The sequence below is a fragment of the Peteryoungia aggregata LMG 23059 genome (genome assembly GCF_030814435.1).
Classification (GTDB): domain Bacteria; phylum Pseudomonadota; class Alphaproteobacteria; order Rhizobiales; family Rhizobiaceae; genus Allorhizobium; species Allorhizobium aggregatum.
This window is the reverse complement of the sequence record NZ_JAUSUW010000014.1, coordinates 65,414-77,764: the sequence shown is the minus strand read 5'-3', so window position 1 is coordinate 77,764 and position 12,351 is coordinate 65,414. Positions and strand designations below refer to the sequence as shown.

The following is a 12,351-nucleotide window of genomic DNA, read 5'->3' as shown; positions in this document are numbered from 1 at the left end:
GAAAAGAGGGCCGCTGCCCGGCGGCGGCCCTGAGCGGCGGTCAGATCCAGCCGATCTGTCTTGCGTCGCGGTCGATCTTCAGGATTCGATCCTGCGGAATATTCATCTCGCAGGCTTCGTCTTCACCGATCCCGCCGACCAGCCTGAAGCAGCTGCGAATGACGCCGCCATGGCTGACGCAGACGGTCTGCCTCTCGACAGACTGCATCCAGGCACCGATTCGCCAGGAAAGAATTTCATAGCTCTCGGCGTCGTCGCCGGGGGGAATGAACCCCCACTTCTGCCGTGAGCGCTCGGCGACCCGTTGCGGCGAGACCTGCGCCAGTTCCGGCAGCGTCGAGCCTTCCCAGTCTCCGAAGGACAGTTCCTTGAGCCGCTCGTCGAGACGATAGTCCTGCGGCGGCAGGCCCATGGCGGTCCGCAGCCGTTCCATGGTGTCGCGGGTGCGCCCGAGCGGAGAGCTGACAAAATCAAAATCCCCAGCATGGCTGCCGAGGATTTGCGCGAGCTTGCGCCCGTTTTCGGATGCCTGCTGGCGGCCGATATCGTTGAGGCCGATATCCTTCTGCCCCTGCATGCGGCCTTCGGCATTCCAGTCGGTCTGGCCGTGGCGGATCATGTAGATGAGCACGGCGCCGTCTCCGATGTCAGTCCTTGCCGAGCACGATGTCGGGCGCGTCGACCGACTTCATGCCAACCGTGTGATAGCCGCAGTCAACGTGGTGCACTTCGCCGGAAACCCCGGTCGAAAGGTCGGACAGGAGATACATGCCCGACTTGCCCACCTCGTCGGTGGTGACGTTGCGCTTCAGCGGCGAGTGATACTCGTTCCACTTGAGGATATAGCGGAAGTCGCCGATGCCGGAGGCTGCGAGCGTCTTGATCGGGCCGGCCGAGATCGCGTTGACGCGGATACCGCGGCCGCCCATGTCGACGGCGAGATAGCGTACGGACGCTTCGAGTGCGGCCTTCGCCACACCCATGACGTTGTAATGCGGCATGACCTTCTCGGCGCCGTAATAGGTGAGCGTCAGCAGCGAGCCGCCATCGTTCATGATCTTTTCGGCGCGGGCAGCAACGGCGGTGAACGAGTAGACGGAGATGTCCATCGTCCGGGCGAAGTTGTCACGGCTCGTCTCGATATAGCGGCCGGTCAGCTCGTCCTTGTCGGAGAAGGCGATCGCATGCACGACGAAGTCGATCTTGCCCCAATGTGCCTCGATATTGGTGAAGACGGCATCGATGCTTTCGAGGTTCGTCACGTCGCAATCGCCGGCGAGGAAAGCGTCCAGTTCCACGGCCAGCGGCTCAACCCGCTTCTTCAGCGCATCGCCTTGCCAGGTCAGCGCGATCTCGGCGCCCTGGTCGCGACAGGCCTTCGCGATCCCCCAGGCGATGGAGCGATTGTTGGCGACACCCATGATGACGCCGCGCTTGCCTGCCATGAGGCCGGAACCTTGAACCATATCGGGACCCTTTGAGACTTTCGGTGGAGTTGCCTATGGCATAGGCCGTTCCATCGTTCAAGATTGCAGCCCCAGATCGGTCGAACAGTGCCCCGACATTCGGTGCGCCCGTCAGAAATCCTTCATATATCAGGTAAAAGCTGCCGCGCGTCTCCATGATCGACGCTGAAAGCATGTGGCACATGCCGCCGCCGAGCGGTGGCCTCGCCCGTGGACGGCGAGCCCTGAAAAGCCAGCAGTCAGGCCGCCATCTGGCTCAGATGTAGAGCCCCTCGCGCATCAGGCGCATGAGATCGGTGACCTTCTCATCCGGCTTTTCCCAGAGCATCACCCGCAATTCGACGACGAGCGCACCGCGTCCGCCCTCGCCATTCGGCAAGCCGAGATCGTCGATCCGGATGACCTGGTCGGAATTCGACCATGCCGGCACGTTGACCGGTACCATCGTGCCATCCGGCCCCTCGACCTGGGTGTCCCAACCGAGCACGGCGTTTTCCAGCGTGATCGGCAAAACGGTACGGATGTCGAATAGATCGACGAGGAAGCGTTCGGCGCGCAGAACCCGGATGGTGACCGCGACGTCGCCGCGCTGCAAACCCTGGAACTTCAGCCCCTGGTTCTTCAGGCGCACCACATGGCCCTCGGTCACGCCGTCAAGCGGCACGCGCACCTCACGCCCGTCGTTGAGTGTGATCGGTACGGATTTCTGTTCCAGCAGGTCGGCGATTGCGACCACGGCTTCGGCGAAGATGTCGGGTGCCTTTTCCGGCAGGGGAGGAGGCGCGCCGCGCAGGCGCCGGACAAGTGAACTGAAAAGCTCGATGGGCGCGAGCAGGGGGGAGGTCGCTGGCTTGAGCGGCATGCCCTCGGAAAGCTCTGCCGCCTCCTGTTCGCGGCGCAGGGTCTCGGCCGCTGCGGCGGCTTCCGGGCTGTCGCCGAAGATGCGGGATGCGGCTTCTTCCGGGCCGGAGGTCGTGCCGCCAACGGAGGCGCCGGCACCGCTTGCCGTTCCCGCTGTTGACCCGGCTGAATTTGTCTTCTCGGCGCCGGACGAAGCCGCTGGTCCGGCCTTCGAGGCCTCATCCTTCGTCGTCGCCTGGGCCTCTGCCTGAGCCTTGGCCTTCGCCTCGGCGGCCTGTTCCTTCGCGGCCTTCACCTTGGCAGCCTGGGCCGCGTCCGCCTTGGCCTTTTCGGCTTCCGCACGAGCGAGTTCTTCCAGGACCCTCTCGGCATTCGCCTTGGCCTGCTTGGCCTTTTCGGCCGCCTCGCGCGCCGACTGGCGCTGCTGCATGATCGTCTGTTCGCGTTCCAAGGCTTCGACCTTCATGCGTTGTTGATCATACCGGCTGCGCTTGGCCGGATCCTTCAGCACTTCATAGGCGCGCCCGATCTCGGCGAAGCGGTTGTGCGCCTGTGGATCGTCGCGGTTCTGGTCCGGATGCACGGATTTCGCTTTCGAGCGCCATGCCGTCTTGATCTCGTCCGCGCCGGCATCGCGCTTCACGCCCAGGATCGAATAGAAATCACGCATTGAGGACACCAACAAACCTCATACGGAAAGGCCCTGTCATGACGCCCCATCCGAAACACTCAATTACCGTCCCGCTGAGTTCATGCGGGGGCGGACGTTAGACTGGCGCACAGCGTTGCACGCGAGTTGCTAATTGAAGGTTACGTTGCGTCAGGGCAGGGTGGCCTATTTCTTCGGGTTTGCTTAAGCAAATCTTTCGAATGCGACAGAAATCGCCCCAGCCGTTTACGATTGGCGATCGAAGTTCATCAGCTGCCAGCTGCCGGAGCCTGCCGTGCAGGTCTTGCCGGAGAAGTAGGCGATGCCTTCGTAGGAATGGCGCGTGGTCGAGAAGTTGCGGCAGATCACACCGTCGCCTTTCTCTTCCTGGATCGCCGTCACCACGCCGGCGCTGCCGGTGGTCGCATTTGCCCAGGGCAACGGTTTGCCCTCGCTCTTGGAAAGGTCGGCGGAGGAAACGGCGCTCTGCACCGTGAGTTCGTCGGAACGGCTGGTCGTGTTGCCGTTCTTGGCGACCGTGGAGGTGGAGATCGAATTGTCGACAGTCTCGGAACCGAACAGGTCCATGCTGCTGCCAAAGCAACCGCTGAGCGGAAGTGTCGCAGCGATGACGAGCAAGATAGAGCTTCTACGCATGCACCAACCCTTTGTACGCTCGACCGATTTTGATATGTCTGCCAAGGGGCCTGCGATCCAGTGCGTCGTCATCGGCGGCCAATATGCATATCGGGAGCATTTTACACAATATGTCAGATATCGGGTTAACAACTGGTGACTTCACCGAAGAGAGCGAACCCTTTGCCCTCTTCGCCACCTGGCTCAAGGATGCCGAAGCCTCGGAGATCAATGATCCCAATGCGGTAGCCTTGGCCACCGTGGATGCGGATGGTCTGCCGAATGTGCGTATGGTGCTTCTCAAGGGCTTCGATGTCAGAGGGTTTGTGTTCTACACCAATTTCGAGAGCCAGAAGGGACAGGAAATTCTCGGCCAGAAAAAGGCGGCCATGTGTTTTCATTGGAAATCGCTGCGCCGTCAGATCCGTCTGAGGGGGGATGTCGAGGTCGTTTCCGACGAGGAAGCCGACGAATATTACCAGTCCCGCCCGCTCGGCAGTCGCATCGGCGCCTGGGCCTCGAAACAGTCCCGCCCGCTTGAAGGCCGCTTCGCGCTGGAAAAGGCGGTCGCCGAATACACCGCGAAATACGCGCTCGGAAGTGTGCCGCGCCCACCCCACTGGTCGGGCTTCCGCATCATGCCAAGCTCGATCGAGTTCTGGCACGACCGCAAGTTCCGTCTGCACGACCGCATCGAGTTTCGGCGTGATGGGGACGGCTGGTCGAAGGTCCGCATGTATCCTTGAGGAGAGGGGAGGGTCTCAGCCGCCGGCGAGTTTCGACGGCAGCCCCGATGCCAGAGCCTCGACATACCGACCCTTCTGGTAGAGCCCGTTGAGCGAAATCCGCGGCAGGAGCTGCGGGCTCGCCATCGAGGCCGGCGTCAGCGTGCCCGGCCGTGTTGTCACCGAGAGCTTGAAGCCCGCCCAGTCGGCATAGCCGGCGGTTCGAACCGTCGCGCTGCGGGCATCGCCATAGGGATAGGCGAAGGTCACAGGTCGCTGCCCGGTGATTGCCCTGACATATTCGGCGCTTTCGTTGAATTCGGACAGAAGCTCGGTATCGGTGAGTTGGGCAAGGCCCCGGTGGCTCACGGTATGGGCGCCGTAGGAGACGAGCGGATGGCCGGCCAGCGCCGCGAGCTCCTGCCCGTCCATCACAGCTTCTGCGACGAGGGCATGCGGATTGATCCCCGCAGCATTGGCTGCCGCATCAAGCTGCGCCACGCCCTTTGCCTCATCGCCCGCCATCAGCGCACGCACGATGGCATCGAAAGCGGCTGACTTTGCGCGCGCCGTACCGCAATCAAGGTCGATCCGTCCGGCGGGCAGGCAGAGCGCCACCCGAGACTTCGCCGCAATCAGCGCCTCCGCCGTATCCCACCACATCGTGTGACTGCGCTCTGAAAGCCCCTTGCAGACAAAGATGGTAAAGGGAACGCCGTGGCGCTCGAAGACGGGCAGCGCATGATCGCGGTTGTCGCGAAAACCGTCATCGAGAGTGAAAACGGCAAAGGGTAGGGCGCCTTCAGGTTCGGCAAGGGCTGCCGGCACGTCCTGTAACCGCAAGAACCGATAGCCGCGCGCAGCAAGCGCCCGGATGGCGGAATCGAGAAACTCCGGTGTGATCGACAGATGCCGGTTCGGCTGGAAGGCGCCCGCCTCGTCCGGCCGGACATGATGCAGCGTGAAGATCACCCCGTGCCCTCTAAGGCTACGGGCAACGCCGAGCCGCGACATCAGAAAGGACGCCTCCAGCCCGGCGGTAATCACCGCCTGTTTCAACCGCTGTCCGATCCGTCCCGCCATCGCCCTGCCTGAAATAGCCTTGGTCACAATTGCCGGGAGGCTAGCCTCCAAGTCTTTAAACTAGGTTCAACAGGTCGCCTCAATTTATGCTGAAGGCCGCAAAACGCCCTCGGCAAGCCGGGTGGAGCGTCTGGCGAGCAGTACGGCCGGGACTGTCCACAGGACGGGGATCAGGAAGGTGACAGCAAATGCCATGTTCGTCGTCTCGTTGGTCGAAGCCTCGGCAAGACCAAGGCCGTTGCCGGCAAGCCCCGCAAAGGCAGCTCCGATCGCGAAACCGGCCGATTGCAGCGTCGGGATCAGGCCCGAGGTCTTGTCACGCTCTCCTGCGGCACTTGCCTCCATCAGCATCTGGCTGAGGAATGCCCAGCTCGCTCCGAAGGCCGCACCCACGACGATCTGCCCGGCAATCAGGAGGGCCAGAGACCCCTGATGAAAGCCGAGCGCCACGAGGATCATTCCGCAGCATTGGAGGACGGGGCCCGCCTCGATGGCTCGCCGCCGGGCCGATCCTGCTCCGATATGGGCGATCAAGACCGCGACGAGGCTCCAGCTCATCGCCATGACTGCACCGAGACCGCCCGCCGCCATCGGACCGAAGCCGAAGTCGCGCTGCAGGCCGAAGACGAAGTAGACGCTGCTCGTGGCCTGGGCGACCGGCATCAGGAGGATCAGCCAGAGACCTGTGCCGACGGTGGAACTGAGACCGAAGGCGCTGTGCGGCATCAGGCTGGATGGGGAGAGGCGGTCCCTGATGACGCTGAGGCCGAGCAGGACGAGACCCGCAAAGACCAGCGTCGCCGACATCAAGGCATGCCCGACGATGCCGGAGTAAAGGACCATCAGCAGGCCGAGCGACAGGAGCACCAGCGGGGAGAGTGGCAGCCCCGAAGTCTCGCGACCCTTTTCGCGTCTCGTCGCCGTAAAAGCGGCAAGCACGATGAAGGTGAGACCGAAGGGGACATTGATGAGAAAGGCCATGCGCCAGGAGAAGCTCTCGGCCATCCAGCCGGCCGCAAACGGGCCGCCGAAGGAGGCGCAGGTCCAGACCAGGGCTTCGACCCCGAAGACCTTGGGCACCAGCCGGGCAGGAAAGAGCGCCGGGATCAACGCATAGCAGATCGCTGCCACGACGCCTTCGCCCAGCCCCTGTCCGACCCGGCCGACAAGCACCTGCTCCATGGAGGTCGCCATGGCGGCAACCACCGTGCCGGCGATGAAGAGGAGGGTGGCCACGATCAGCACCCGGCGCGCGCCGAAGCGCTGCTTGAGCTGGGCAGCCGTCACCCCGGCGACGATCGAGCCGATCAAATAAAGCGAGACCGACCAGGCGATGAGGTGCCCGCCGCCGATCTCCGCGATCGCGCTCGGCAAGACGGTCGAGACGAAGAAGCCGTTGAATGCAAAGAGCGCCACACCCATGCTCAGCATCAGGGTCGTGGCGAGATGGGCGGGCTGCAGCAGATCGAGCCAGCCTCCTTCGTCAAAGGTCGCCGATTGGGCTGTCCCGGTGCCCTCTACGGCTGTTGCGGGCGTACCGTCGAGGCTCTCGGTCGTATCGGTCATGAAGGAACTCTCTCTGCGGGATGCGGTAGAATGCGATTTCCGACCATGCTACAACCTCAACCCAAGTTGAGGTAAAGCCATGGCGCAGCAAAAAATGCATTTGACCGTCGGAGACGTCGCCCGCCGCAGCGGACTGGCGGTCTCGGCCATCCATTTCTACGAGCGCAAGGGCCTGATCTCTGCCGACCGAACCGGTGGAAACCAGCGCCGCTATGGCCGTGATGTCCTGCGTCGTCTGGCCTTGATCCGCGCTGCTCAGGAGGTGGGGTTGCCGCTGTCGGAGGTCGCCGACGCCTTGTCGGCCCTTCCGGCAGGGCGGACGCCGACGCCCGAAGACTGGCGCCGCATCGCGACAGGGTGGGCCGAAAGGCTCGATGCCCGCATCCGTGTCCTCCAGCGCTTGCGCACCGATCTTGACGGCTGCATCGGATGCGGCTGCCTGTCTCTTCAGCGCTGCCAGCTCGTCAATCCCGCGGACAGTCTCGCAGACGAAGGCACAGGCGCAGTATCGCTTGCCCGCTGACGGCTTCGTGTCCGTCACTGCGAGCATTCGCCCTGTGGATTAACCCTTCGCTAACCATGGCCGGGCGACCTTCTGTGGACAGATGGTTGCATCTGATTCCGATCGGCTGATTGTCGCCCCATTCTTGCCATAGGGGCTGCTTTCGAAATGGCGGATCGTTCGAATCGAACCAGCCGCTGTCATCATCGAAATCCGGACGGCATTGGAGTTTTCATGAGCAAGTTGCTGATCGCGTTGTCGTTTTGCGTAGCGATCCTGTCTTTCTCGACTGCAGCCCAAGCCGGCAGTGCCCAGCTTCTCCTCGATGCCCGCACCGGCGAGGTGCTCGCCTCCGAAAACCCCGATGAACTGAACCATCCGGCCTCGCTGACCAAGATGATGTCGGTCTACATGGTCTTCGACGCCATCCGCGCCGGCAAGATCAGCTGGGAAAGCCCCGTCCCCATTTCGAAACATGCCGCCTCCCGCCCGCCGACCAAGCTCTTCGTCAAGGCAGGTGACAGCATCACCGTGCGCGAAGCCGTGCTGGCGATGATCGTCAAGTCGGCCAATGATGCATCTGCCGCGATCGGCGAAAAGCTCGGCGGCAGCGAGGAAGGCTTTGCCGCCTTGATGACCCGCAAGGCCCGCGCGCTCGGCATGATGAACACCACCTTCTTCAACGCCTCGGGCCTTCCGCATGCGCAGCAGTTCACCACCGCCCGCGACATGTCGACCCTGGGTGTTGCCCTGATGCGCGACTTCCCGAAGGAATACGAACTCTTCGCCACGAGGAGCTTCAAGTTCCGCGGCAAGACCATCAACGGCCACAACAACCTGATGTATCGCTACAAGGGCATGGACGGCATCAAGACCGGCTACACCAATGCCTCCGGCTTCAACCTCGTCAGCGCCGTAGAGCATGACGGTCGCCGCGTGATCGGCGTCGTCATGGGTGGCCGCACGGCCGCCAGCCGTGATCGGATCATGGAAAAGCTGCTCGACGCGAACATCAGGAAGGCCTCATCGGGAAGTCAGCTGCTGGTCAGCCGATCAACGGGTGTGCAGATGGATCTTGCCCGCCTGGGTGACGAAATTCCGGTTCCCGCCTCGCGCCAGTCGGCGGTCGCAGCCGTGCAGGGCATGGCCGGTGCTACCGGCACCTCGGCCCCGGGAACTGCCGCCGCCTATGCCCCATCGGAAACGGACTCAAAAGAGCTGGTCGCCAACCCCGCCACACGTTTCGCGCCGGTTGACCAGCAACACACCGCGAGCACGCCGCAGGCTTCCTCCGAACGCAAGTGGCAGATCCAGATCGCCGCCGCCACTTCGGCCCAGGCCGCCATGGATCTCCTCTCCCAGGCGCGCCAAAAGGTCGGCACCCCGCTTGAGGATCTCGACACCTACACCGAAATGGTCACCCGCAACGGCGTCACCTTCTATCGCGCCCGCTTCACCGGCTTCGAGACCAAGGAAGAGGCCCGCATCGCCTGCGACAAGCTGGTGCGCCAGCGCTACGACTGCGTGCTCATGCCGGCGCGGGGGTGATTGGCCGTATAGCGGATCCATTGCCAGGTGTATCCGTTCGTGACGTCAAACCACGCCGGACCAGATTTACTGCAGCGGATCCCTTGCCATCTGGATCAGTTCTCTTCTGAGCTTCCTTGGCATATCGCGACGCACGTCGAACAGCCTGAGCACACCCAGCCCGTCCTCGGGGAGCCTGCGGAAGAACACGTAGTGCATTCGATAGCGTGTGACGTAGATCGGTTCATCCGTCTTGATCAGAACGGTAAGCCTGCTCGAAAGCGGTCGCCAGAGGCCTGGCGATTGTGCGAGCAGCTGCAGATGAGCGTGTAGCCCCGTCAAGTAGGCGACCGCCTGGCCTTCACCCCAGTTTTCAGCAGTCCATCTGTAGATTTCGTCCTGATCACCGTCTGCGATCGGGTGAAAAAGGACGGCGCCCATGTCACGATTTCGCGTTGCGGCGTAGCACGTCTGCGGCACTCACTGAGCGAAAAGACTGGTCGCCATCCACAAGGGCCTCCGACAGTAGGTTGTCTAGAAATTGTGCGGCCTCGCTATCTTCCGCCATGTCCCTACGGATCAACTCACCGACATAGTCATCGGCTGACCTGAACGCGCCATCACCTTGAACCCTGCGATCGAGATGCGTGGCGAGATCATCATCGAGGATGATGTTGAGGTGGCGGCGCTCCATGATGGATACACTCCGTGGTTTGCGAGGCAAGGTGGCAGTCTGCCATGCGGCCAGCCGCTTGCCAATGATTTGGCTGCTCAGCCCGCTTCGGCCACCGCAAAGAACCGCATGCACTCGGTCAGGTCCCGCGCCACATGCGCGCACAGCGCCTCGATCTCGTCGGTTGGCGCGAGCAGATCTGGCACCATGACCGCCATCATCCCGGCGGCATGCGCTGAGCGGATGCCGTTGTGGCTGTCCTCGAGCGCCAGGCAATCCTGTGGGGCCACGCCCAGCCGCTCGGCCGCCACGAGATAGGGATCGGGCGCCGGCTTGCCCCTGAGATAGTCGCCATGGGCCACCACTGCATCGAAGCGCCGGATGAGGTCGAAGCCTGCCAGGTGATGCTCCACCTGGTGATGCGCCGACGAGGTGGCTATCGCGCGCGGCAGGCCAAGCGCATCCAGCAGGTCGAGCAGTTCGACCACACCCTCCTTGAGCCGCAGATCCTTTTCCAGAAGCGCATGGAAATGTTCAAGCCAAAGTACGCGGAAACCATCGGCGTCGAAATCGTGACCCCAGGTCCGTTTGAAGAGCGCCGAGATGCCGGTCCAGGGCTGGCCCATCATGCCCTCATAGACCCGTTCATCGATTGGCAGGCTGCGCTCCCTGGCCGCCGAGATCACCGAGGCGCGGTAATGGATCTCGGTATCGAGCAGGAGCCCGTCCATGTCGAAGACAACGGCCTTGGGAGGGCGGGGCAGGTGGATCATCGGGGAGTGTCTCGGTTGCTGAAAAGAGGAATGTGTTAACGCGTCGCCCGCCGTTTGCCGAGATCTTCGAAGAGTCTCAGCAGATAACCATCCGGATCGGCGACGACGAATTGCTGATTGCCGACCTCATAGTCGTCCCGCCGGTACCACTTCTCTTCGAGCGGCAGATAAAGCGTCACGCCCGCCGCCGCAAGGCGATCGACAATGATCGAGACAGCAGGCACCAGGATCTGCAGGTTCAGGCCGCGACCGAAGGGCCGTTCGAGAGGAGCGTCCTTTATCCCGAAGGTCCGCCCGATTCCGATCTGGTCGATCATCAGTTGCGCGTCGCCGAGCGTGAGGAAGCTGAACCCTTCCTCGGGCCGCTCATAGGCGACCTGAAAGCCGATGACGTCGCGGTAGAAAGTCCGACTCGTTCGCCAGTCGCTGACCGCCAGTTCGGGAACGAGGGCGTTTGTCCTCAAGCCTTCGTCCCACCCACGGTGATCTGGTCCATCCGCAGATGCGGCTGGCCGACACCGACGGGCACCCACTGGCCGGCCTTGCCGCAATTGCCAATCCCGGTGTCGAGCTTTGAGTCATTGCCGATCATGGTGATGCGCTTCATCGCATCGGGACCGTTGCCGATCAGCATGGCGCCCTTGACCGGCGCGCCGATCTTGCCGTTTTCGATCAGATAGGCCTCGGTGCAGCCGAAGACGAATTTGCCGGAGGTGATGTCGACCTGGCCGCCGCCGAAGGAGACGGCATAGATGCCCTTCTTCACCGAGGCGATGATCTCTTCCGGGCTCTTATCGCCCGAGAGCATATACGTATTGGTCATGCGCGGCATCGGCTGGTGGGCATAGCCCTGACGGCGGCCATTGCCGGTCGCCTTCATGCCCATCAGGCGGGCATTCTGCCGGTCCTGCATATAGCCGACCAGCCTGCCGTTCTCGATCAGCACGTTGTAGGCCGACGGTGTGCCCTCGTCATCGATGGTGATCGAGCCACGCCGATCGGTGATCGTGCCGTCGTCGACGACGGTCACGCCGGGTGCGGCCACCATCTCGCCCATCAGCCCGGCAAAGGCGGAGGTCTTCTTGCGGTTGAAATCGCCTTCCAGCCCATGGCCGACAGCCTCGTGCAGCATGACACCCGGCCAGCCATTGCCAAGCACGATGTCCATCGTACCAGCAGGCGCTTCCTGCGCTTCCAGATTGACCAGCGCCTGACGCAGTGCCTCGTCGGCGCCGCGCTGCCAGCTTTCCTCGGTCAGAAATTCATTGAAGCCCATGCGACCGCCGACCCCGAAGGAGCCGCTTTCCTGGCGGTCGCCTTCGCCTGTCACGACGGAGATATTGATGCGCGTCATCGGCCTGATGTCGCGCACCCGGTGGCCGTCGGCGCGCAGGATCTCGACCACCTGCCAGCTTGCGCCGACCGTTGCCGTCACCTGCCGCACCATCGGATCCTTGTCGCGCAGATAGGCGTCGATTTCCGCAAGCAGCTTCACCTTTTCCTCAAAGGTCGGCGAGCCGATCGGATTGCCGTCGCCATAGAGCTTGGAATTGGTCCGCTGCGGTGCGGCCGCATAGGAGCCGGAATGGCCATGGGTCACGGCGCCGACGGCATCCGCGGCGCGGGACAGGGCGGAGAGCGACAACTCGCCAGCATGGGCATAGCCGACAGCCTCGCCGGCCACAGCGCGAAGCCCGAAGCCCTGGTCCGTGTTGAACGAGCCGCCCTTCAGGCGTCCGTTGTCGAAGGTCAGCGATTCCGCCTGGGCATGCTCGACGAAGAGCTCCCCGTCATCTGAACCTTTCAGTGCATCGGCGACACGCCGCGTCAGCGTGGCTTCGTCGCAGTCGAAGAGGGAGAGAAGGTCCTGGGTCATGCGGGTCTCCTTGG

General features: G+C 62.9%; 14 protein-coding genes. 3 read left to right on the top strand and 11 right to left on the bottom strand.

Annotation, left to right across the window (positions count from 1 at the left end):
* Window positions 1-40: 40 nt before the first annotated feature.
* The 4 genes from J2045_RS19725 to J2045_RS19710 all read right to left on the bottom strand — a co-directional run bounded on the left by J2045_RS19725 (window position 41) and on the right by J2045_RS19710 (window position 3,678).
* Complete coding sequence (locus J2045_RS19725; protein ID WP_307376151.1) at window positions 41-631, bottom strand: histidine phosphatase family protein; 591 nt, start codon at window positions 629-631, stop codon at window positions 41-43.
* A 16-nt stretch (window positions 632-647) separates the two neighbouring features.
* Window positions 648-1,466, bottom strand: coding sequence for an enoyl-ACP reductase FabI (gene fabI, locus J2045_RS19720; RefSeq protein WP_307376148.1), 819 nt, complete (start codon window positions 1,464-1,466; stop codon window positions 648-650).
* A gap of 256 nt (window positions 1,467-1,722) precedes the next feature.
* Window positions 1,723-2,997 carry a J domain-containing protein gene (locus J2045_RS19715; protein ID WP_307376145.1) on the bottom strand — a complete coding sequence of 425 codons (1,275 nt, stop codon included), beginning with the start codon at window positions 2,995-2,997 and terminating at the stop codon, window positions 1,723-1,725.
* Between the two features lie 225 nt (window positions 2,998-3,222).
* The gene (locus tag J2045_RS19710; protein WP_307376143.1) at window positions 3,223-3,678 is read right to left on the bottom strand and encodes an RT0821/Lpp0805 family surface protein; all 456 of its coding nucleotides are present in this window, start codon (window positions 3,676-3,678) and stop codon (window positions 3,223-3,225) included.
* A 65-nt stretch (window positions 3,679-3,743) separates the two neighbouring features.
* On the opposite strand from J2045_RS19710, the gene pdxH reads away from it, so the two are divergent.
* Window positions 3,744-4,358, top strand: coding sequence for a pyridoxamine 5'-phosphate oxidase (pdxH, locus tag J2045_RS19705; RefSeq protein ID WP_307376140.1), 615 nt, complete (start codon window positions 3,744-3,746; stop codon window positions 4,356-4,358).
* A gap of 15 nt (window positions 4,359-4,373) precedes the next feature.
* Here pdxH and J2045_RS19700 read toward each other — a convergent pair whose 3' ends face one another.
* Window positions 4,374-5,420, bottom strand: a complete 1,047-nt coding sequence (locus tag J2045_RS19700) for a polysaccharide deacetylase family protein (protein WP_307376137.1) — start codon at window positions 5,418-5,420, stop codon at window positions 4,374-4,376.
* An 84-nt stretch (window positions 5,421-5,504) separates the two neighbouring features.
* Window positions 5,505-6,986, bottom strand: a complete 1,482-nt coding sequence (locus J2045_RS19695) for an MFS transporter (protein ID WP_307376134.1) — start codon at window positions 6,984-6,986, stop codon at window positions 5,505-5,507.
* A 79-nt stretch (window positions 6,987-7,065) separates the two neighbouring features.
* On the opposite strand from J2045_RS19695, the gene soxR reads away from it, so the two are divergent.
* Entirely contained in the window at window positions 7,066-7,509 is a 444-nt protein-coding gene (gene soxR, locus J2045_RS19690; protein WP_307376131.1) for a redox-sensitive transcriptional activator SoxR, read from the top strand.
* A 213-nt stretch (window positions 7,510-7,722) separates the two neighbouring features.
* Window positions 7,723-9,036, top strand: coding sequence for a D-alanyl-D-alanine carboxypeptidase (locus J2045_RS19685; RefSeq protein WP_307376125.1), 1,314 nt, complete (start codon window positions 7,723-7,725; stop codon window positions 9,034-9,036).
* Between the two features lie 66 nt (window positions 9,037-9,102).
* Here the strand turns inward: J2045_RS19685 and J2045_RS19680 are convergent, their stop codons facing one another.
* From J2045_RS19680 to tldD, 5 genes are all read right to left on the bottom strand, one after another.
* The gene (locus tag J2045_RS19680; RefSeq protein ID WP_307376122.1) at window positions 9,103-9,456 is read right to left on the bottom strand and encodes a type II toxin-antitoxin system RelE/ParE family toxin; all 354 of its coding nucleotides are present in this window, start codon (window positions 9,454-9,456) and stop codon (window positions 9,103-9,105) included.
* 1 nt (window position 9,457) lies between these two features.
* A complete protein-coding gene (locus J2045_RS19675) occupies window positions 9,458-9,709 on the bottom strand; it encodes a hypothetical protein (RefSeq protein ID WP_307376119.1) in 252 nt (83 codons plus the stop codon).
* A 77-nt stretch (window positions 9,710-9,786) separates the two neighbouring features.
* Window positions 9,787-10,461 carry an HAD family hydrolase gene (locus tag J2045_RS19670; protein ID WP_307376116.1) on the bottom strand — a complete coding sequence of 225 codons (675 nt, stop codon included), beginning with the start codon at window positions 10,459-10,461 and terminating at the stop codon, window positions 9,787-9,789.
* Between the two features lie 35 nt (window positions 10,462-10,496).
* A complete protein-coding gene (locus tag J2045_RS19665; protein WP_307376114.1) occupies window positions 10,497-10,925 on the bottom strand; it encodes a bleomycin resistance protein in 429 nt (142 codons plus the stop codon).
* Window positions 10,922-12,337 (bottom strand): metalloprotease TldD, encoded by a 1,416-nt coding sequence (gene tldD / locus J2045_RS19660; RefSeq protein ID WP_307376112.1) that lies wholly within the window; start codon window positions 12,335-12,337, stop codon window positions 10,922-10,924. Before tldD ends, J2045_RS19665 begins: the two co-directional genes overlap by 4 nt.
* Window positions 12,338-12,351: the final 14 nt, after the last annotated feature.